Here is a 21,627-nt window from a genome sequence, read left to right on the forward strand (position 1 = left end):
GCTACCCTGCGACAAACACGGTAACTGCCTTCTGTATCCGCCACCTTAAACTGACGTTATGTACCCGACTCTCTGTCTAGATTTACTTACTTTCGGCATCCAGTACGCCACGACGAATTTGGTCTAACTCGATAGACTCAAACAATGCCTGGAAATTACCCTCACCAAAGCCTTCATTACCCTTACGCTGAATAATTTCGAAGAACACGGGCCCAATGACTGTATCGGTAAAGATCTGCAATAAGATTCCGCTCTCATCACCATCAATCAAGATCTTCAACTGATTCAACTTAGCGATATCCTCGTGGTGATCAGGTACCCGCTTACTGATCCCTTCATAATAGGTATCGGGGGTATCCATAAACATCAGGCCACCCGCTTTCAGTTTTGACACCGTTGCAAATATATCGTCGGTGCTTAAGGCAATATGCTGGATACCCTCACCGTTATATTGTTCAAGGTATTCGGCAATTTGGGATTTATCATCGCTCGACTCATTAATCGGTATACGGATCTTGCCACAAGGGGCAGTCATTGCTCGCGACAATAATCCGGTCATCTTACCTTTGATGTCGAAATGGCGAATTTCCCTAAAGTTAGCAATGCGTTCATAGAAACCCGCCCATACATCCATATTACCGCGCTGTACATTATGGGTAAGGTGATCAATCACCATTAACCCAGCGCCACTTTCGGACAAACGCTGCTGATAGTCAGGGTAGTAGTCAAAATCAACCTCGTAGATGTCGTGCTCACCATAACGGTCAACAAGGTAAATCAACGAATCACCAATACCGTATATAGCGGGGATGTTGAGCTCCATTGGCCCTGCTTGTGCTGGGCACGCTTTCGCCCCCTGCTCCACCGCATAAGCTAATGCCTGGCTTGAATCAGCCACCCGAAATGCCATTGCATTCACACTGGCCCCATGCACACCTGCAAAGCCAGCGGCCTGAGAGTGCGACTCACCATTTACAATGAAATTGATATCCCCTTGGCGGTACAGCCACACATTCTTGTGTTTGTGCTTTGCTATTTCCGCAAAGCCCATCAAGTGAAAAAGCTGTTTTAACTTGGCAATCCCTTCTGGTGTGGGTGCAGTGTATTCAACAAACTCAAAGCCATCCGTACCTAATGGATTCTCAACCATCTTTCTTGTCCTTTTGTGTTCAACTTACTTATAGAATTAGCAGTGAAACCAGCAGGATGAGAAGTTAGCGCCGCAATTGGTGTTAATGATTTGTAAACAAACAACGTAAAGGCAAATTGCCAAACTCAATGCCATATCGCCGATGCTGGAAAGCCTATATGGCAACTAAATTTTTTTATATGAAAAAACAACGACTTTGATCACTAATCAGCGATACAAACTGGTTTTCACCCACCGACACACTAAATTTAATAGAGAGCAGTTGAGGTGGAAGATGACAGTCACAAAGCGCGACCAACTAAAATTACCCAAAAGAAAAAAAGCATCGGCAGTACTGAACACATCCGTTCCACTCCCCAATGCCACCAATCAATTTTTGATCAACGAATTCAACCATGCCAGAAACCACGAAGCAGGGATCATTCGTGACGATCACGATGAATTCCTTCACCAATACCGGGTGTCGCTGCGCCGTTGCCGTGCCCTGCTTGCTTTATTAAAGCCCTTATTCCCACAGCAGAGCCAACAAGCATTGAAAATAGAGTTAAAAGGGTTAATGCAACATACCAACCTACTTCGCGATCTGGATGTGTTTTTGCTCAAAATGGATGACTACTTTTATGAACTTGAACATTGCCACCATCAAGGACTGACCCGATTCTTTGACGAACTACAAGATCAACGCCGGCAAGCCTTCAAAACCGTTCGCAAGCAACTAAAGAGTGAAGGCTACCAACATCAATGCGTGGTGATCCTTGAACAACTGGAACAGCAGAGTAAAACGCTGACCAAAAGCAGTGACGAAGAAAGCCAAGTATTTGCTCAGCAATTACTGTGGAAGCATTTCAAAGTGGTTGAAAGTGATAGTCAGCGATTAGATGCGGAAAGCCCAGATGAAGATATTCACCAACTTAGAATAGATTGTAAAAAGCTAAGATACCTGCTGGAGTTTTTCAGCCCGCTGTTACCAGCAAAAGCCGCCAAAACACAGGTTAGCCAACTCAAGTTATTGCAAGACAAGCTGGGAGAGTTCAATGATCTGTCGGTTCAGCTTGCGTTCTTTACCAGCTACCTCAGCAAACAAAAACCAAGCAGCAAGCGCTACCTTGCGATCACCGAGTTGCTTTCTCTCACCCAAGATCAACACAGGCGAGCAAGGGCCGAGACGTTTGACCAACTAGGCCACTTTCTTGCACCTGCTCACCTTGATCTGTATTACGCGTTATATCCTGATTCAGGTGAAGACTAACGGCGCAATGCGCGCTCGATGTCTTTCTCAATCGCCTGCGGCGTTTTAGTTGGCGCATAGCGGCGGATTGGCTTGCCATCACGCCCGATCAAAAACTTGGTAAAGTTCCATTTGATCTTCTGCCCCATTAGCCCCGGTAGCGCCTTTTTCAAGAAGGTAAACACTTCATGGCTGTCTGGACCGTTAACATCCACTTTGGCAAACATAGGAAAGCTCACGCCATAATTGATTTGGCAAGCTTGGGCAATGTCGGCATTTTCCCCAGGCTCTTGCCCGCCAAACTGATTGCATGGGAAACCAAGGATCACCAGCCCTTGCTCTTCATATTTGGCGAACAAATCCTGAAGACCTTGGTACTGAGGGGTGAAGCCACATTCGCTGGCGGTATTCACCACGAGTACAACCTTACCCTCAAAGTCGTTCATCGAAACCGACTCGCCATTAATCCTTGTCGCATTGAGTTCGTAAAACCCAGACATAACCTTCTCCTTTAATTATTATTCGTCAACAGTCTAAGCCAATGAATTAGAAAGAGAGCTCTAATTCAGTTACTCTAGCAGCATATTCAAAAAGATCATCGGTTAATAAATGCAAACGCTCGAAGAAACACTCAATGCTATTGGCTTACCCACACTTGTGCTTGATGACCACGAGCGTGAGTTTATCGCGGGGTTTATCAGCCACCGCTCAGCGTTTTTCGACAGCGTATGCCAACAAAAAGCAGAGAAGCCACAACGTGAATTGGTCCTCGGCCTGCTGACCCAATCTGTTGAACAAAATCGTGAAGCGTTTTCTTCCACCCAGGCGACCATTAACAACATGACCCAGTTATTCGAGGAACATGTAGGTAAAGCACACGCCGGAAAGTTTAAGACCAGTAACCAGCTAGAGTTGGCAGCCCTCGCCAAGCTTTGGTTTTTAGCCCAGGGTTACAATGGGATTGATGTCAGTTATGCCAATGACCACGCCAGTGAAATAAGCAACTTGTTACGCCCTGATGAAGATTCGCCTGAATGGCACCACCAACGCCAGCGCTTTATGCAGGCCTACTATGCGGGTATCGAGCAACATCACAAAAATCAGCCGAAGGCGTCGATTTTTTTAACAATCAAAAATCAGCTCAAGAAGGCATTTAAATAAGTTTTTTATGAGATTAATTGCGTAATATTGGCGAATAAATATCGGCCGTAATAGCCGTAAAGCCTTATTCCTTATACGGTTTATCGCCTTTAATGAAAAAAAACAAACGCCGAACAAAAAATAAACGTATCGCTAAGTTTTTGCCCACAAAGCAATTTAACAAAACCACATACAACTTTTACAAAGTCGATCGTTGCGCGTTTTTTGAACAGTCGATATTATGCTCGCACTTCAAATATGTTGTTCCTTAATCATTTATTGCTACGCCTATCAAGGATTTGATAGGCGTTTTTTTTTATCTTTTTTAACCCTTCCATCCATCATCAAATCACAAGCCATCGTCAAATCACAGGCCACCATCAAATCACAGGCTTGAATTGGACGTCTAAGTAATGATTAAGCCGTTCATGCAATTTTGCTTTCGCCACCTCGTCAATAAAACTGGCATCAATGGCGTTACGGGTAAACTGGGCTAACCGCTGTTTAGGCAAATCAAACGTTGTCGCAATTGCCATGAAATTGGCATTCATGTAGCCACCAAAGTATGCCGGATCATCTGAGTTGATTGTCACCTGCACGCCTTTATCCAATAACTCGACAATATTGTGCTCCGACATATCCGAAAATACTTTTAGCTTTGTGTTCGACAACGGGCAAACTGTCAAAGGCATGTTGGTTGCAGCCAGCTGTTCGACCAAGTGGCTGTCATCTGTACATCGAACCCCATGATCAATCCGTGACACCTTCAATAACTCAATGGCATTAATAATGTTCTCGGGTGGCCCCTCCTCCCCGGCATGGGCGACGGTTAAGAAACCTGCATCCCGTGCCATTTCAAACACGCGCTGGAATTTCTCGGGGGGATGCCCTTGCTCCGACGAATCAAGCCCAACAGCAATGATCTTGTCTTTATGGAGCAATGCTTGCTGCAGGGTTTCAATCGCCGCGTCTTCGCTTAAGTGGCGCAAGAAGCACATAATCAACTGGCTAGAAATACCCAGTTTGGCTTCACCGTCGCTCAAGGCCCGATGAATACCACTAATCACCGTATCGAAGGCGATACCGGTATCGGTATGGGTTTGCGGGTCAAAAAAGATTTCGGTGTGAATAACGTGTTCTTCTTTACAACGCAGAAGATAGGCATAGGTTAGGTCGTAGAAGTCTTGTTCTGTTCTTAAAACTTGTGCGCCTTGGTAATAGAGATCGAGGAACGATTGTAAATCATCAAACTCATAAGCCGCCCTGACGGCTTCAACTGAATCGTAAGGTAATGCAATGCCATTCTTCTGGGCCAATGCAAACATCAATTCAGGCTCAAGCGTTCCTTCAATGTGTAAGTGCAATTCAACTTTAGGTAATCCGCTCACAAATCCTTTCATTGCTCACCACCTTAGTAGCTTCGTCACAAAATAATAGTTTCGTCACAAAATAGTATGACTTACTGGAATAGTGTAGCTTATAGAAACCATTGAGCTAAAAGGATTTACTGATAAAATTACCGTCTTTTGCATAACATCACTGTCTTACGACTTGCCCCATTGCCCTTTCATCATCCATCCGCCAAGCAACGAAAAAAAGATACCGATAGCAAGGATAAGCTGGTACTTGCTTCGAATCGCCGTCGCCACATGATCAACATAAATTCGTTCGTGGCCACCTATAGGAACAAGCCCACCCACATCGTGAAGTACTTGAGCCTGGCCAATAAAACCACTGATTGAAATCGCTCCCCACAAAATTGAAACACAGCCCAATAGCAGTGAAAGGTAACCCCAAGTACGCTTAGTATCCATCGCCCAACCCTCGTATCCATTTTGATTGAGCACTAGTTATAATAAGCAAGAGAATGGGATTCAAAACGAATCGATAAAATTATGAGCAGTTACTGACATACATATTACTATTCCTACTAGGCATCTGATTTTGCAGCCTTTATTTGAAGTGAATCGAAGAATTTATCCTCTGAAGCCACCTATAAAATTGCCCCAAGTGGCAAGCACCTTGGGGCATGACATTGCGAGTTCAATCGATGTTTACTGAGTTAATTCATCATCAATCCAGTATTTAGAACCTGTGATGTTGGCATCAAGCAATAAGCCTTTTTCGCTCAATTGGAAAATAGCCATGCCGCCATTGTATTTGGCTGTTAGCTCTGCGCTTTCTGTCCCTGCGACAGCACCCACTTCAGAAGACGCTTCCCAGCCATCTTTCACGAAGCCTTCATAGGTTTCTTGGTCTTCAAACAAGATGACTTGCTGGTAGAACTTGCCGCCAATGCCAGCTGCCAAGCCTGCACCGAACATTTTCATGTAGGTGCGCTTATCGTTCTGGCGGTTAACCGCAACCCCAGCCCCTTGGTTGGTATGTAGCATCAGCGAGAATTTACGGGAATCAAACACCGCATAGCCATAGGCACTATCGAACAGCAACTTCGCAGATGGTTCTTCATTGAACAGACGCACCAACGCGGTATCTGCCATGGTATCAAGCGCCAAACGCGCTTCTTCCGGTGTTTCAGGCTCAAGCATTTCATCAAGCTTAGCATCGGCCGCATCTAGCCACTCTTTGCTTTTCTCGACCGAAGCATCCGTCCATTCGCCAGCGGTGTTATAAGCATCTTCGCCCCACTCTGCTACCGAATCCCAGGTTTCTTTCGAGAAGTCTGACACGTTATCCCACGCTTCTTTTGATCCTTTACCAACTTCTTCACCTAACTTAGAAGCCGCATCTTTAATCTCGTCCCACCCAGCATGAACCGGTGCTACGACTGTTGCCAGTGCCAATGCAATGGCCAGTGCTTTTAACTTCATTTTTCTCTCCTAGCGCCCTACCCACCCATACGCACGATAGGTAAGGCCAATGCCTCGCACATTGTTGTTAATAGTAGTCGTCTACCACTAGTAACAACAAGATTACGCAAGATGGCGCAATTCCTGTCAATTAGCGGTAAATTTTAAGGAAAGCATTGAAAGTATGGAACTATTTTGTTGGTAAATCGGTGGTTTGGTCGCAAGAATGGTGGGGCAGAGTGTTGGGGGTATAGGTAGGTAAGCTCTGCTAAGTGCATAGCTTACCTGTTTTGCAGCTCGTTTTTGGACAAATATTAATCAACGATTTGGCTAAATTAGAAAGCTGTAAATGACTCAAAATATGGCAAAAGCTAACGGTTTCAACAGTATCTTGAGCTGTGCCATATGAAACTATTTCATTTATCAGTTTCCAGTTGCACTGGCTTTTGGTTTGAAAGCTTCTTACCATTAATATCTAGCTCACCAGAACCAAGAGGTAGTTTTATTGATTCTGTACTTCGAATTAAAGCTGAAGCTAACTGCTCTACTGGATGAGAAATCTCATGATTAGGCTGTGTTTTGTCTTTAAACAACCCCTCAGTCAAAGAGTCCAGTAGGCGCTCTGGGATGTCTCCATCTTTTTTATCATTCCATTCAAGACACATCTCAACAGCCAAATGAGCTCTATTCAAATCACGCACAAATCGTTGATTTTCCAGCTCTTGTTGAGCAATTCTATTTGCCCATGAATTAAACCATTTGATCATGTATATGGTCGAAGAAATAAACAATGCGGAACTAAAGAAAGCCCTGACATACAAGAACCAAATGTAATTTGATTCTTTGATCGCTGCTTGTTGAGCCTCGACAGCCTCTTTAGTGACTTCTTTATAACCTGACTCTGTTACTAGCGTTAAACCACTAGGGTACTCATAATAAAGCGTCTTCAATTCAAAGGCACTCAAGTAAGTTCCGTAAGCACCTGCGACCAATAGTAGAGCGGCTAAAACAACAGCCCAAAGTGATCTGAGTGTAACAGATGAAGAAAAGTTGAAATATTTAGCTTTCTTTTGGACATCTTCAAGCATAGACGTTGTAGTTTTTCGTCTAGCCGTTGTATTATCTGCATCTTCAATTAGCTTAGCTCTCACATCAAGCTCTTTATCCCTAGCTTTATGCTCCTTTTCTAACTTCTGCATCTTAGAGATATAATCAGCCTCTAAGGTTTGGTGCTTAGTAGTGAACTCATCATTCTTCTGATCAAGAAACTGAGACTTTTCAGCATCTAATGCTCGAACTTTTTCGTGTTGCTTATCAATAAGAGAAGCGTTTAACCCTTCCAGTTTTGTTAAAACTTCATGATGCGCACCAAATAAATCAGATTGAATCTCTCCTGTTGAGGCAGAGATAATATTCATCTGAAGCTTTTCTTGTAGGCGAGTATATACAGCCACCAAGTCTGCGGGAAATATTTGATTACTTGTTATAACCAATTTATCGACAAGAGAATCAGGAGAGCGCTGATAGGTTATTGAGCCATATCTTTTGGTTGTGTCATTAAGAACAATTTTTTCAATTGAGCAACTATCGCTTGCTGAAGTCCTCAATGATTCTAAAAATTCATCCTTTAGCGAACCATTTTCATTTAGTCCGTTAATAGCCTGAACATTGAATGCATTTCGGGCAATTGTAACTGAAACTGTGGAGGTGCCATCCAACCCTAACTCTTCATATTTAAACAAAATATCATTCATGAATACTTGAATTAACAAGTTATCACTTACACGTGGAATTGCGATTGCCGTCATACATCTCCTTATACATCACACAAAGCAAAACATTGAAAATAAACAAATAATCTTTGGGTAATAGTACCTGATGAGTGCTATCTAATCCAGTAACTATGTTTGCAGTAATTTCTCACTAACTCATCTGGCTCTAGTCGCTTCTAAAGGTTATTTCAGAAAAATGAAAGCCATCGATAATTTTAGATTAGAAAAGTAGGTCATAATGCTACTTCGTTATTACTATTTATATAGCTAACTAAAACACAATGGGACAAGACCTATTTAGTTAACCCTTCTAAAACAAAAACGCCAACTAAAAGTCGGCGTTTTTATTTATCCAGCGAATAACTTAACCGATAAAATTACTTCTTCTTCGGGCGGAAAGGTTTAATTACCTCTTCGTTACACTCTAGGTATGGGCCTTCCATTAAATCGATGCAGTAAGGAATTGCTGGGAATACTGCGTCTAGGCATTCACGAATTGATTTTGGCTTGCCCGGTAGGTTTACGATTAGGCTGTCGCCACGTAGGCCAGCTGTCTGGCGAGAAAGGATCGCAGTCGGGACGAATTTTAGCGATTCTGCGCGCATTAGCTCGCCAAAGCCTGGCATCATACGGTCACACACGGCTTCTGTTGCTTCTGGGGTTACGTCGCGTTTCGCTGGACCTGTACCGCCAGTGGTCACAATCAGGCTGCAGTCTTGCTCGTCAGCCATTTTGATTAGCGTCGCTTCAATCACGTCCTGCTCATCAGGAATAACTTGGTAAACCGGCTCCCACTCTGATGTTAGGTAGTCATTTAGCGTATCGATGATCGCTTGTCCTGAAATGTCTTCGTAAACACCTGCGCTTGCACGGTCGCTAACGGTAACAATACCGATTTTTGCTTTAGTCATTCGTTATTCCTCAGGCTGAGCCTTGCTTTTGTTTGCATGCTAACCACCAGCATGGGTTCGTGCTGGGATTAGGTAATTTAGATGCAAGTTTAAGAAATTATCCAACAATGATAAACACCTAAACGCAAAAAGCGCAGGCATTTGCCTGCGCTTATAAAACGTGACCTGCGATTCTTATCAAACTCGGCAGGCGGTGGTAACCACTAAGCCGCGGTTTCTTCGGCCAGTTGCTCAGTTTTCAAGCGGTATTGCACCAAATCAGAAATAAGGCCAAGTTTAAGGCCGTGCTTTTGGGCGTAGATTTCCAACTCTGGGCGACGTGCCATGGTGCCGTCTTCATTCATGATTTCGACAATCACACTCGCTGGCTCAAAGCCTGCCAAACGTGCTAAGTCACATCCGGCTTCGGTATGACCTTCTCGTACCAGTACGCCACCATCACGGGCTTTAAGTGGGAAGATATGGCCTGGACGGGTTAAATCGGCTGGCTTGGCACCTTTGCGAACGGCAGTTTGTACTGTGTGGGCACGGTCATGGGCAGATATACCCGTTGTCACCCCTTCTGCTGCCTCGATAGTGATGGTAAAACCCGTGCCTTGCGGATCAGTGCTGTTCTCAACCATCATTGGTAGTGCAAGTTGCTCACAACGCTCGACGGTCAGTGTCAGGCAGATAAGCCCGCACGCATTACGCGCCATGAAGTTAATATGTTCAGGCGTTACACACTCGGCCGCCATGACGAGATCGCCTTCGTTTTCCCGACCTTCGTCATCCATCAGGATCACCATTTTACCTAGGCGGATATCTGCAATGATATCTTCAATATTACTGATCGCCATTTTATGTCCTCGAACCGTGTGGTTTTTTCGTTATTCTAAAAACAGTGTGTACTTAATTAATACAAGGGTTTGCGTTGCCAAATGGGTGTACTAGCCCTTGCTCGTAACATCCCATATAAAGACCAAACTGACCATGATCTTCTTCATTAATGTAGCGAGTCAGGATTTGGCCAATGGCAGGGTATGTTAGCTCATTCCATGGCACTTCGTCTTTGGTGACAAAAGAAACTTCGGACGTTTCATCACCAAAGGGTTGTTCGAAGCCAACAAAGCGAGCGCGGAAGATAATATACACCTGATTCATTTGCGGTACGCTGAATATGGAATACGGGCCAAGTACTTCGACCGTGGCGCCTGTCTCTTCCAGTGCTTCTCGAACTGCCGCTTGCTCTACCGTTTCACCATTTTCCATAAAGCCTGCGGGAATACTCCATTTGCCCAGCATTGGCTCAATCGCACGCTTGCCGAGCAAAAACTTCCCTTCGTGTTCGATAATACAACCGGCGATAACGGTCGGGTTTTGATACACAATATGACCACAGTCCTGGCAAACTGGGCGCGCATGGGTATCACCTGAAGGTACCTGCATCAGGACCTCATCCCCCCCACATTGTGAGCAAAAATGAATTTTTTTATGCAACATACCTTCCTCCTTGGCGTATCAACGATGCAAGCTTTTCGATATTGACACCCAAGCCACTTCAAGATGCAGCTTGGGAATACTAGTTAAGCAGGCTGAGCCTCACGCTCGTATTCATCAATCACTTCTTTAGCAGTGCGGAATGCATCAATGGCAGCCGGAACACCACAGTAGATAGCGGTTTGTAGCAGTACTTCGCGGATTTCTTCTTTCGTACATCCGTTATTTAGGGCACCACGTACATGCAGTTTCAATTCATGTGGGCGGTTAAGCGCGGTGATCATCGCAAGGTTAATCATGCTACGGGTTTTTAGCGGCAAGGTATCACGCCCCCACACTTCTCCCCAGCAGTACTTGGTGACCAACTCTTGCATTGGCATAGTGAAGTCTGTGGCGTTGTTGATTGAGTTATCAACGTATTCTGCACCCAGTACCTGACGGCGTATAGCTAACCCTTGCTCGAACTTATCGCTCATTTTTATATCCTTATTCATTCGTATTTTGCAGTCTCCCAAGTGGCAACAAGGTTTCCGGTTGCCACTTGAGATGGTTGGGCTACCTACAGGCCGCCCATCATGACGTATTTGGTTTCTAGGTAGTCTTCAATGCCCTGACGCGCACCTTCACGGCCAAGGCCTGACTCTTTCACGCCACCAAATGGAGCGACTTCGGTCGAAATCAGCCCTTCATTAATGCCGACCATGCCTGACTCCAACTCTTCACTGATGCGCCATGCACGCTGTAGCGACTGGGTATAGGCATAAGCAGCTAGGCCTGAATCGGTATCGTTAGCACGTGCGATAACTTCATCGTCTGACTTGAAGCGGAATAGCGCCGCCAGCGGACCGAATGTTTCTTCACGCGCCACACGCATGTCGTCGGTTACTTCAGTCAAAATTTGTGGTGGGAAGAAATTAGTACCTTGAGGCTGCTCAGCTCCAAAAATGCGCTTCGCCCCTTTCGCCAGTGCATCATCAACATGGCTTTGGACTTTGGTGACGGCAGCTTGGTTAATTAGCGGGCCAATTGTCGCGCCAGCTTCAAAGCCGTCTGCGACTTTCAGTTCAGCCACTCGTGCTACTAGCTTCTCGGCGAACTGATCATAAACGGCATCGTGAACATACAGTCGGTTCGCGCAAACACAGGTTTGTCCGGCATTGCGGAACTTGGCAATCATTACGCCTTCAACCGCCGCGTCCAAATCGGCATCATCGAAAATGATGAAGGGTGCATTGCCGCCGAGTTCCAGTGACATTTTCTTCACTGATGACGCAGACTGTTCCATCAACAGTTTGCCGATAGCCGTTGAGCCAGTGAACGAGATTTTCTTCACGGTTTTACTGCTGGTTAGTGCACCACCAATTTCAACGGCATTACCGGTTATCACACTGAACAAGCCCGCAGGTAAACCTGCTCGCTCAGCCAGCTCGGCAAGCGCCAGTGCTGTTAGCGGGGTTTCTGGTGCCGGTTTCAATACCACCGCACAACCAGCAGCGAATGCTGGGCCACACTTACGGGTGATCATGGCGGCAGGGAAGTTCCAAGGCGTGATTGCGCCAACAACCCCCACCGGCTCCTTGCTCACCACAAGGCGAGAGTTAGGCTTGTGGCTTGGGATCACTTCACCGTAGGCACGCTTGGCTTCTTCGGCAAACCACTCGATAAAGTTAGCCGCATAGGTAATTTCACCTTTTGCCTCAGCAAACGGCTTGCCCTGCTCAGCAGTAAGAATAGTGGCAAGATCATCTGCGTTTTCAATCAACAGCTGATACCAGTTACGCAAAACAACTGAACGCTCCTTCGCCGTGGTTTTCTTCCAAGCCTTCTGCGCTTGCTCGGCAGCCTCAATGGCTGAAAGGGTTTCTTCACGCCCCAGCTCAGGCACAGAGGCAATCACTTCACCCGTTGACGGATTGACGACTGGCACGGTTTCACTATTGCCTGCATTAACCCATTGGCCTGCGATGTAACATGACTGCTTAAGTAAACTCGAATCAATTAATTTCACGGGGGTATCCTTATCGCGTTCTAATTTAATTTTGCGCCAAGCTGCCTATTCTCACCACCTGATCTGCACACTCAGCATGCCTGTTGTGAGGCCGTTTATCCCATCTCTGGCAAGCTACCCATTTTGCTGCGGCAATACAGTAGCGGGTGCTGCTCATCGGTATTTGCCAGTTGGGCATCAACGACTTGACCCACCAAGATAGCATGGTCGCCGCCCGGATAGTCATTCCACAGCTCACATTCCAGCACAGCCAATGCACCTTCGATAACGGGTAGGCCATGTTCACTCTTCTTAATCGCCAAGCCTTCAGATTTGTCGATGCCTTTTTTCGCGAACTGGTAGGCAACCGCTTGCTGGTCGTCAGCCAAGATATGGATGGCAAACTTCTTGGTATCGCGGATCACCGGGTATGAATCCGAGGTGTAGCTTGGGCATACCAACACCAACGCAGGGTCAATTGAGAGTGCGCTAAACGCACTGGCGGTAAAGCCAACTACATCACCCAAGTCGTTGTAAGCCGTAATTACCGTTACGCCTGTTGGAAACTGACCCATGATGTTTTTATATAGATCAGGAGATACTGCTTTTTCTACTTGTTGTGTTGTCATGATGCTTCCCTTCTTAGCGCATGATAAATGGGTCGGCCATAGGCTCTGATGAAGTGTTGATCCACACGGTTTTCAATTGGGTGAACTCGTTAATGGCATCGCTACCACATTCACGTCCGTAGCCGCTCTGACCATAGCCACCGATAGGTGCCGAGGCTGAAACTGCACGGTAGGTGTTTACCCAGACGATACCCGAGCGAATGCCCTTGATCATACGGTGTGCTTTCGCCAAGTTTTGCGTCCAGATCCCCGCGGCAAGGCCGTACTTGCTGTCATTGGCGAGCGCCAAGGCTTCAGCTTCGTCAGCAAAAGGAATAACCGTGGCAACCGGGCCAAAGATCTCTTCCTGCACCACCGTCGCGCTATGGTCTGTACACTCAAGAATAGTCGGGGTGTAATACCAGCCCGATGCGATATCAGGGCGCTTACCACCGGTGCGCAGTTTCGCGCCTTCGGTTAGGGCGATATCAACAAATCGCTCTACGGTTTCTAGCTGCGCCTTGGTAGCCATCGGCCCCATTTCGGTTTCAGGCTGCGACGGATCACCAATCACAATCTGCTCTGCACGTGCTTGCAACTTGCTCACAAACTCGTCGTACACATCTTGCTGGACCAACAGGCGTGAGCCGGATACACAGCTTTGACCCGCAGCGGCAAAGATACCCGCTACCGCGCCATTAACCGCGCTATCGATATCCGCATCATTGAAAATGATATTCGGTGATTTACCGCCAAGCTCTAGCGACAATTTGGCATAGTTCTCTGCTGAATTACGGATCACGTGCTTCGAGCTTTCGCTACCGCCAGTGAAGGCGATTTTGCGTACCAACGGGTGGCTGGAAAGTGCCGACCCACAAGGTAGGCCATAGCCGGTAATCACGTTAACCGCGCCTGCAGGGAAGCCCGCTTCTAACACCAAACGGCCTAGTTCTAGCAAGGTGGCAGAGGCATGCTCAGATGGCTTAAGTACCACGGTGTTACCCGCTGCCAATGCCGGGGCGATTTTGATTGCCGTTAGGTAAAGTGGTGAGTTCCAAGGAATAATGCCAGCAATCACACCCAAAGGTTCGCGCACGGTATAGCCGAACATATCTTGCTTATCCAGCGCCAGGGTTTCACCTTCGACTTTATCGGCCAAGCCTGCAAAGTAGTAAAAGAACTCAGGTAAATAGCCAACCTGACCCAGTGTCTCGCGGATCAGCTTACCGTTGTCACGACTTTCTAGCTCTGCCAATTGCTCTTTATTTTCAGCAATTAGGTCACCAAGGCGACGCAGTAGTTTGCCGCGCTGAGCGGGTGTGGTTGAAGACCACTCAGGTGACAGGAAAGTGCTGTGTGCCGATTGCACTGCTTGCTCGACATCTTGCTCGTCGGCATAAGGGAATGTTGCCCACGCCTGCTCAGTGGCTGGATTAAGACTTTCGAACGTTTTGCCGCTAGCTGCCGCTACCCACTCACCGTGAATAAGCATCTGAAATTGCTCAAGCGCCATTGACTACCTCCTGTAGTATCACTTGATCTTGCTGACTTTGTTCCGATTGTTCTTGCTTTGGCTGCCCTTGAATGAACGCCAGTAGCATGTCATTCACCTGATGCGGTGCCTCGACCGGCATCATGTGACGTTGTTGTTCCAGTACAACGACCTGTGCATTGGGTAGATAACGTGCCAACCCGTACGCCATCTCCGGTGTCGAGCCAACATCCAGCTCGCCGGTGGCAACAAGCACTGGGAAGTGCAACGTATTTAATTGCGAGACACCATAGTTATCATTTTCACCAAACAACTGATAGGTCTGTAAATAACCATTTTCGCTATTCGTGACGATGCGCTCTCTAAATGCATTAATTTGCGCTGGACTTGCACCTCGGTACTCCTTGCTGAACCAGCGCTCGATGGCGGCTTCAACATTGGCACCAGGTCCTAACTTTTTCACTTCTTTACAACGAGACAGTACATTGCTTCGCTGCTCTTCCGTGCGGTTAAAGACACTATTGAGGATCACCAGGCGGTCGATTCGGTGTGAATACTTCAGGGCAAATGCTCGCGCCACAAGGCCACCCATTGAAAAACCCACCACCGTGATCGGCTTGTCCAATTCAAGCTCACTGATCAAGCGCTCCAGCTGATCAGCGTAGGCTTCTATCGTCGCGTCTTCTTGCGGGTCAGGGCTTTCGCCGTGACCCAACATGTCGTACCCGATGATGTGAAAGTGTTGCTGAAGGCCGGCCACTTGGCCGCCCCACATGGATTTATCCAGACCTACACCATGAATGAAGATGACGGTATCGCCTTCTCCACATGAATAGTAGCTGGTTCCATCAACTAATTTCATGCTCTCCATATCGCTTCCTTATTGCTGCTGTTGTGCGGCTTTTTCTTTTGCGATTTCTTCAAGATCGATATAACGGTTGCCGATACGAGGGTGAACACGACCACCATCTGACGCACCTAATACCACGACGATTTCATTTGCAGCTGGTGCATCTTCAATTTTCATTTCCAGCGTAATGTAGTGAGAACGTAAACCTTCATCATCTTTATGCATCATTGGCACTTGGATTGACGTACCACCTGCACCACGCTTATTGGTGAAGCTCAAGTAGCTTTTAGCCTCAACCGCTTCACGGTAGTGGTTACCAAAACGAAGGGTGTGGATCACGGCAGAAGCGTGCTCGATTTCACCTTCCATGCCCACAACAGCGGCCTTACCGTAAGCTTCAATGTTTTCCGCACCACCCATTACACCAACTAGCTTGTCAACGATTAGCGCACCTAGGTCTGAACAATGCTCAGTAATTTCAGGGCGTAGGTTTTCAACGAACCCTTTGCCGTGCCAAGGGTTTTCGATGACAGCGGCAACAGCAGCCATAGTGACAGGCTTGTCACCAACTTTACCGCCTTCAATGCGCGTTTCTTCAATGTAGGTACAGATCTTACGGATATTAAAAGCCATTGCGTTTTCCTTCTCACTTGTATGTTTTCTAGCAATAACGTCTCTGTCACTGCTCAACCTGTATTATGGTATACCAAATTTTTTGAACAAAAAGAAAGCGTTTTATTTTATCCCTCTACTCATTAAATCAAACAAACCACAATTAAATTGTTATTTATCAATTATTTAAATCTAAAAATCAAACTTAACCTGATAATGACCCATTTATCAAAAAATCTACAACGATCACAATTTGTTAATTTAATTAACCATCATGCAAATGTTAAAAACCACATCAAAGTCAACTCAATACTTTTAAAATCAACAACTTAAATAAAAATCAATGTTAAATCATTGTTAATATCACTACTTGATACGCTGTTTTTTGGTGTTATGGTATACCAAGAAACACAATACAATATCAGCAAGACATGTGCTGATGACATAAAAAAGGGGTGTCCGGGGTGATGTAGTCCGAGGGCTGCTGCAGTTCAAACCAAGGCACGATCATACAGCGTATAAAGGAGCAATCCTGCTATGATTTCCAATAACAATATGGTTAACAAGCAAGGGATTTTTCAAGGGGTTAACCAAACCATGACCATCGCCTCGCTGGCAATGGTTTCAGCATTTGTCCTCTTTTCAGTTTTACAAATTGACTTGGCAAATACTGTCTACAACGGCGTAAAACAATGGATCACCAGCAACTTTGGTTGGTATTACATCGCCGCTGTTGCAGTCATCTTCGTTTTTTCGGTTTGGGTAACTTTTAGCAAATTCGGTAGCATCCGCTTGGGTAAAGACACAGACCGACCAGAGTTTAATAACTTCACTTGGTTCGCCATGCTGTTCAGTGCTGCTGTCGGTACAGGCTTGATGTTCTGGAGCATCGCCGAGCCACTCACCTATATCCAAGGCAACCCGTTTGCGGATATGGCAAATGTGCAGGCCAACACTGCCGAAGCAGCACAGATCGGTATGCGTATTACTATCTTCCACTGGGGTTTGAACGCCTGGAGTGTCTACGTATTGGTTGGCTTGATCTTGGCTTACTTTGCCTACCGCAAAGGCCTACCGCTCACCATCCGCTCTGCTTTATACCCAATTTTAGGTGAGCGTATCTATGGCCCAATCGGCCATGCCGTCGACCTGCTGGCTATCTTCAGTACCCTATTTGGTACCGCGACAACGCTAGGTTTGGGTGTATCGCAAATGAATGCGGGCCTTAACTACCTGTTTGGCATTGAGATCAACTCGGTTAACCAATTGATCTTGATAGTGGTTGTTGGATCAATCGCGACATTCTCGGCAGTATCAGGGCTACAAAAAGGCATTAAATTCTTAAGCCAATGGAACGTTCGCATCAGCTCTATCCTGTTTGCTTTCTTCCTGATTGCCGGTCCAACTGCTTACTTGTTCGGTAGCTTCTTCACCAACCTGGGTGATTACCTTAACAACTTCGTGGCAATGTCAGTGTGGGTTGATACAAACCCAGAAAGCCAGTGGCAAGGTTGGTGGACAATCTTCTACTGGGCATGGTGGCTAAGCTGGGGCCCATACGTTGGTATCTTCATCGCGCGTATCTCTAAAGGCCGTACTATCCGTGAACTAATGCTAGGCGGTATTCTAAGCAGCACACTCGGCGCATTCACTTGGATCACCATCATGGGCGGCACGGCAAACTACGTCGAGCTATACGGTGCCGGTGGCCTAACAGAAGTAGTAAACGAAAACCTAACCATGGTGCTTTACAGCACAATCGAAGCACTGAACGTACACTGGCTAACATGGCCAATGGCGGCACTGGCAACCTTGATGATCATCTCTTGGTTCGTTACCTCTGCTGACTCTGCCACCCTGGTTATCTGTACCATCCTGTCGATGGGCGGCAACCACCCACCAATTAGAATGCGTGTGGTTTGGGGAGCTGGTCTAGGCGTGGTTGCAGGTATCTTGCTGATGGCCGGTGGGTTACAAGGCCTACAAGCAGCCTCTATCGCAGCGGCACTACCATTCTCGATGGTGCTAATCGTGATGGGCTACTGCCTAATGAAAGATCTATACAGCGGCACCGAATACCAAGAGTCGCCAACACCGCTAGTAAAAGAAGAAACACAAACATTAAAGCCCGCGTCTGCTCTGTCTAAATAAGGTACTGCAGACAACTAAGAAAAAGAATGAGGCTGCTAGCCAGCCTCAAACAAAAACATCACAGAAAGGATACTGCTATGAAATTCTCTCTTTTCCTGCATATGGAACGCTACGATGACAACAAAACTCACCAAGAATCATTGGCAGAGCTAACAGAGTTAGTACAAATTGCCGAGAAAGGTGGTTTTGAGATGGCGTGGGTGGGTGAGCACCACGCAATGGAGTTCACCATTGCGCCAAACCCAATCAACTACATTACTTACCTTGCCAATAAAACCAGCTCTATTCGCCTAGGTGCCGGTACCTTTATTGCCCCATTCTGGCATCCGGTTAAGTTAGCAGGTGAAGCAGCATTAGCAGATATCATGTGTGATGGCCGCTTGGAATTTGGTATTGCCCGCGGCGCTTACCAGGCCGAATTTGACCGCTTAATGAATGGTATGCCAGCGGCTGATGGCGGTAAGTACCTTCGTGAAATGGTACCTGCGCTGCAGAAGCTATGGACCAGCGACTACGCGCACGATGGCGAACTATTCCAGTTCCCTACCACCACCAGCGTACCTAAGCCATTGCAACAGCCTCACCCACCGATGTGGGTTGCAGCTCGCGATCCGGATTCACACAACTTTGCTATCAGCAGCGGTTGTAATGTCATGGTGACCCCGCTTCAGAAGAATGATGAAGAAGTACAAGATCTGATGAACAAATTCAACGATGCCTGTGCTAACAACCCACAAGTTGATCGTCCAGACATCATGCTGCTACGCCACACATTTGTTGGTGAAAATGAGCAGGAACTCACCGTTGGTACCGATGCCCTTCACCACTGGTACTCGATGTTCATGGCATGGGCACGCAACAACCAAACACCGGATAACGGCTTTGTTGATCGCCTAAGCAGCGAAGATCTGGGCGAAGGTTTCAGCAAAGAAGTACTACGCAACAACCTTGCTGTTGGTACACCAGAAGAAGTGGTTGCTCGCTTGAAGTACTACGAAACACTGGGTGTTAGCCAGTACAGCTACTGGGCAGATAACAGCCTTAGTTTTGAAGAGAAGAAAAAGTCGCTTCAGCTGTTCATCGACAAGGTAATGCCAGCATTTAAACAAGATTAAGTTCTTTGAAAGTGTAACGATCTCTGCTTTCCTAGCTTGCCCCATTCGCGTGGGGCCTTTTTCTCGCAACACCTCCCCACTTATTAGCCAAACAAGGAAGAAACAATGAAAGGATACTGGCTCGCCCATGTTACCGTCCACGATACGGAACAATACTTAAAATACACTGCCCTCGCCCCACAAGCATTTGCTGCCTACGGTGGCAAGCTACTGGCTCGTGGCGGACGGTACCAACAGCTTGAAGGCGATGAGCGTCAGCGCCATGTAGTGATTGAATTCCCTTCCTTTGATGATGCGCTTGCCTGTTACCATTCAGAAGCCTATCAACAAGCAGCTGCTGAGCGCCAAGGGGTAGCGGCAGCAGAAGTCGCGATTGTTGAAGGGGTATAACCTGCTGTTGTGATGGAAATTCACCCACCTAGCGGGTCAAATAAAAATAAAACAACAATTGAATTAACAATCGCTTATAATCGCCTTTGTAGAACAACATATAATCAAAAAGATGCACAAAAAGGCGCATGACTCTTTTCAGCATTCCATAGGTTTACCAATGAATGCTTAACCGTAGTGAGAATACAGCATGATTAGGCAACCTTCCCAAATTACCAAGATAGATAACAGCCGCGTTCCTTTACGTGAGAAAGTACTCGCCACCTTGCGATCTGCCATCATGAATTTTCAGCTTTTACCGGGTGATCGCCTGGTAGAGCGCGATTTATGCGACATGCTGGGGGTGAGCCGGACGTCAGTGCGTGAAGCGCTACGCCACCTCGAATCAGAAGGCTTGGTTGATTACTTGGAAAACAAAGGGCCAATAGTTACCCGGCTGACTCTTGAAACAGCAAAAGAAATCTATGAACTTCGCGCCAGCCTAGAAAGCCTGATTGTTCAGCTATACACCATCAATGCCACCGACAAGCAATTGCAGATGCTTGAAACAACCCTGCACTTGCTGACCCGCCGCCTAACCCAAGGCAACGTGGCGAATATTCTTGATAGTGTGAATGACTTCTATGAACTGCTTTACGAAGGCTGTGGTAACCAAACTGCCGCTAAGCTACTGCGCCAACAGCAAGCGCGGATAAACCTACTGCGTGCGACTTCCATTTCACAAGAAAACCGCTATATGCAGAGCATTGAAGAAATGAGTGCCATTGTTGATGCCATCATGAAACGTGACTGCGCAGCGGCTCACCATGCCTGCATCGAGCATGTAAAGCGCGCATCTGAAGTGGCACTTGCCGCCATGGCTGAAAAAGAAGGCATTGCAGAGATACCAACCATCTTTGTATCAGAGCAAGCCCTTGCCTAACTCATCACAGCATTGAATACTTAGGGTAAACACCCTTATATAGGCATTGAAATGAACCAGCATGAAAAGCTCAACTATGTTGAATTCTCGGCTTCTGACTTAACCGCAACCAAAGCTTTCTTCTCTGCGGTCTTCGGCTGGGAGTTTGTCGATTACGGCCCGGAATATACAGCGTTCTCAAACCAGGGATTGGATGGCGGTTTCTTTAAGGCTGACGCTTGCTCCGAAACCCTCACTGGTGGCGCGTTGCTGGTCTTTTATAGCGCCGATATCCAATCGACGCTCGATAACGTACGCAACAACGGCGGCACCATCGTCCGTGATATTTTTGATTTCCCCGGCGGTTGCCGATTCCACTTCAAAGAACCTAGCGGCAACGAGTTCGCGGTATGGTCTGAGTCCGTTGCCAACTAAGGCTTAAGGATTTCTACCGAGTGAGTCACTTTAATTTTCGGCTGTAGCATCAAGCAAACATGGCAGTACTTTTCCAATGCATTGTTAGCCGCAGCCGACACTTGCTCTTCAGTCACATTAGCAGCCTTGACCACAAAGTGCAGATTCACACTTTCGTACAACCGTGGCGAGCTTTCGGTCAGGGTATAAGTCAATTTGTTTTCAAACTGCCTTAACTCGACACCCTCATCCTGCAGCCCCATCACTACATCAGTGGCGCTGCATGTACCTAGTGCTGATAACAATACTTCAGTGGGGCATGGGGCTTTTTTGCCATCGGCATCAATGGTGAATTCGAACTTATCTTCTGTCACCACGTTAAACTGACAATCTTCTAACCAACTTACGCTTACTGCCATTGTGATATTCCTACAAAATTAAACAACTAATCTTCCTTTCAAATACTTCTCCCTATTGCTGTTAAACCCCACGAACTATTAGATAACAGTGACTTAACTGGGATAACAATGTTTCAGCAACAAAATAATGGTTAGAAGCAGATTTATCCCTAATATCAATACGTTTGATTCATCAACCACAGTAGATTACTCTGTTTG

22 protein-coding genes and 1 pseudogene are annotated in these 21,627 nt (G+C 46.5%); 7 read left to right on the forward strand and 16 right to left on the reverse strand.

Going from position 1 to position 21,627, the window contains the following annotated elements:
* Positions 1 to 82: 82 nt before the first annotated feature.
* Complete coding sequence (gene hppD, locus C9I98_RS06660) at positions 83 to 1,150, reverse strand: 4-hydroxyphenylpyruvate dioxygenase (RefSeq protein WP_036822548.1); 1,068 nt, start codon at positions 1,148 to 1,150, stop codon at positions 83 to 85.
* Between the two features lie 274 nt (positions 1,151 to 1,424).
* Between hppD and C9I98_RS06665 the strand changes: the two genes are divergently transcribed.
* Positions 1,425 to 2,399, forward strand: coding sequence for a CHAD domain-containing protein (locus C9I98_RS06665; protein ID WP_036822545.1), 975 nt, complete (start codon positions 1,425 to 1,427; stop codon positions 2,397 to 2,399).
* Here the strand turns inward: C9I98_RS06665 and C9I98_RS06670 are convergent.
* Complete coding sequence (locus C9I98_RS06670) at positions 2,396 to 2,878, reverse strand: glutathione peroxidase (protein ID WP_036822542.1); 483 nt, start codon at positions 2,876 to 2,878, stop codon at positions 2,396 to 2,398. The two genes, C9I98_RS06665 and C9I98_RS06670, sit on opposite strands and share 4 nt — an antisense overlap.
* Before the next feature lie 109 nt (positions 2,879 to 2,987).
* Between C9I98_RS06670 and C9I98_RS06675 the strand changes: the two genes are divergently transcribed.
* Complete coding sequence (locus tag C9I98_RS06675; protein WP_036822539.1) at positions 2,988 to 3,539, forward strand: hypothetical protein; 552 nt, start codon at positions 2,988 to 2,990, stop codon at positions 3,537 to 3,539.
* A gap of 359 nt (positions 3,540 to 3,898) precedes the next feature.
* On the opposite strand, the gene C9I98_RS06680 is transcribed toward C9I98_RS06675, so the two are convergent.
* From C9I98_RS06680 to C9I98_RS06740, 13 genes and pseudogenes are all read right to left on the reverse strand, one after another.
* Positions 3,899 to 4,918 carry an adenosine deaminase gene (locus tag C9I98_RS06680; RefSeq protein ID WP_036823446.1) on the reverse strand — a complete coding sequence of 340 codons (1,020 nt, stop codon included), beginning with the start codon at positions 4,916 to 4,918 and terminating at the stop codon, positions 3,899 to 3,901.
* Positions 4,919 to 5,062: 144 nt separating this feature from the next.
* Entirely contained in the window at positions 5,063 to 5,332 is a 270-nt protein-coding gene (locus C9I98_RS06685; RefSeq protein WP_036823443.1) for a hypothetical protein, read from the reverse strand.
* A gap of 240 nt (positions 5,333 to 5,572) precedes the next feature.
* Positions 5,573 to 6,349, reverse strand: a complete 777-nt coding sequence (locus tag C9I98_RS06690) for a lipid-binding SYLF domain-containing protein (protein ID WP_107271761.1) — start codon at positions 6,347 to 6,349, stop codon at positions 5,573 to 5,575.
* 395 nt (positions 6,350 to 6,744) lie between these two features.
* Positions 6,745 to 8,136 carry a hypothetical protein gene (locus C9I98_RS06695; protein WP_036819840.1) on the reverse strand — a complete coding sequence of 464 codons (1,392 nt, stop codon included), beginning with the start codon at positions 8,134 to 8,136 and terminating at the stop codon, positions 6,745 to 6,747.
* Between the two features lie 341 nt (positions 8,137 to 8,477).
* Positions 8,478 to 9,011, reverse strand: a complete 534-nt coding sequence (gene mog / locus C9I98_RS06700) for a molybdopterin adenylyltransferase (protein WP_036819837.1) — start codon at positions 9,009 to 9,011, stop codon at positions 8,478 to 8,480.
* Between the two features lie 209 nt (positions 9,012 to 9,220).
* A pseudogene (gene ribB, locus C9I98_RS06705) lies at positions 9,221 to 9,850 on the reverse strand (3,4-dihydroxy-2-butanone-4-phosphate synthase); the annotation flags it as partial.
* 52 nt (positions 9,851 to 9,902) lie between these two features.
* Entirely contained in the window at positions 9,903 to 10,493 is a 591-nt protein-coding gene (locus C9I98_RS06710; RefSeq protein WP_107271762.1) for an NUDIX hydrolase, read from the reverse strand.
* An 83-nt stretch (positions 10,494 to 10,576) separates the two neighbouring features.
* Positions 10,577 to 10,966 (reverse strand): 4-carboxymuconolactone decarboxylase, encoded by a 390-nt coding sequence (gene pcaC / locus C9I98_RS06715; RefSeq protein ID WP_036819230.1) that lies wholly within the window; start codon positions 10,964 to 10,966, stop codon positions 10,577 to 10,579.
* A gap of 83 nt (positions 10,967 to 11,049) precedes the next feature.
* The gene (locus tag C9I98_RS06720) at positions 11,050 to 12,498 is read right to left on the reverse strand and encodes an NAD-dependent succinate-semialdehyde dehydrogenase (protein WP_036819233.1); all 1,449 of its coding nucleotides are present in this window, start codon (positions 12,496 to 12,498) and stop codon (positions 11,050 to 11,052) included.
* 95 nt (positions 12,499 to 12,593) lie between these two features.
* A complete protein-coding gene (locus tag C9I98_RS06725; protein WP_051902027.1) occupies positions 12,594 to 13,106 on the reverse strand; it encodes a flavin reductase family protein in 513 nt (170 codons plus the stop codon).
* 13 nt (positions 13,107 to 13,119) lie between these two features.
* The gene (locus C9I98_RS06730) at positions 13,120 to 14,598 is read right to left on the reverse strand and encodes an aldehyde dehydrogenase (protein ID WP_036819234.1); all 1,479 of its coding nucleotides are present in this window, start codon (positions 14,596 to 14,598) and stop codon (positions 13,120 to 13,122) included.
* Positions 14,588 to 15,448 carry an alpha/beta fold hydrolase gene (locus C9I98_RS06735; protein ID WP_051902029.1) on the reverse strand — a complete coding sequence of 287 codons (861 nt, stop codon included), beginning with the start codon at positions 15,446 to 15,448 and terminating at the stop codon, positions 14,588 to 14,590. The genes C9I98_RS06730 and C9I98_RS06735 overlap by 11 nt, the downstream gene beginning before the upstream one ends.
* A gap of 9 nt (positions 15,449 to 15,457) precedes the next feature.
* The gene (locus tag C9I98_RS06740) at positions 15,458 to 16,060 is read right to left on the reverse strand and encodes an amino acid synthesis family protein (RefSeq protein ID WP_036819236.1); all 603 of its coding nucleotides are present in this window, start codon (positions 16,058 to 16,060) and stop codon (positions 15,458 to 15,460) included.
* A gap of 516 nt (positions 16,061 to 16,576) precedes the next feature.
* On the opposite strand from C9I98_RS06740, the gene C9I98_RS06745 reads away from it, so the two are divergent.
* The 5 genes from C9I98_RS06745 to C9I98_RS06765 all read left to right on the forward strand — a co-directional run bounded on the left by C9I98_RS06745 (position 16,577) and on the right by C9I98_RS06765 (position 21,031).
* Positions 16,577 to 18,190, forward strand: coding sequence for a BCCT family transporter (locus C9I98_RS06745; RefSeq protein WP_036831921.1), 1,614 nt, complete (start codon positions 16,577 to 16,579; stop codon positions 18,188 to 18,190).
* A 77-nt stretch (positions 18,191 to 18,267) separates the two neighbouring features.
* Entirely contained in the window at positions 18,268 to 19,305 is a 1,038-nt protein-coding gene (locus tag C9I98_RS06750) for an LLM class flavin-dependent oxidoreductase (RefSeq protein WP_036831924.1), read from the forward strand.
* A 105-nt stretch (positions 19,306 to 19,410) separates the two neighbouring features.
* Entirely contained in the window at positions 19,411 to 19,695 is a 285-nt protein-coding gene (locus C9I98_RS06755) for a DUF1330 domain-containing protein (protein ID WP_036831926.1), read from the forward strand.
* A gap of 190 nt (positions 19,696 to 19,885) precedes the next feature.
* The gene (locus tag C9I98_RS06760) at positions 19,886 to 20,617 is read left to right on the forward strand and encodes a GntR family transcriptional regulator (protein WP_036831928.1); all 732 of its coding nucleotides are present in this window, start codon (positions 19,886 to 19,888) and stop codon (positions 20,615 to 20,617) included.
* A 51-nt stretch (positions 20,618 to 20,668) separates the two neighbouring features.
* Positions 20,669 to 21,031, forward strand: a complete 363-nt coding sequence (locus C9I98_RS06765) for a VOC family protein (protein WP_036831931.1) — start codon at positions 20,669 to 20,671, stop codon at positions 21,029 to 21,031.
* Here C9I98_RS06765 and C9I98_RS06770 read toward each other — a convergent pair.
* Positions 21,028 to 21,429: an OsmC family protein gene (locus C9I98_RS06770; RefSeq protein ID WP_036831934.1), complete on the reverse strand. Its 402-nt coding sequence runs from the start codon at positions 21,427 to 21,429 to the stop codon at positions 21,028 to 21,030. The genes C9I98_RS06765 and C9I98_RS06770 overlap by 4 nt on opposite strands.
* Positions 21,430 to 21,627 lie beyond the last annotated feature (198 nt).

The organism is Photobacterium sanctipauli (assembly GCF_003026495.1).
GTDB lineage: Bacteria > Pseudomonadota > Gammaproteobacteria > Enterobacterales > Vibrionaceae > Photobacterium > Photobacterium sanctipauli.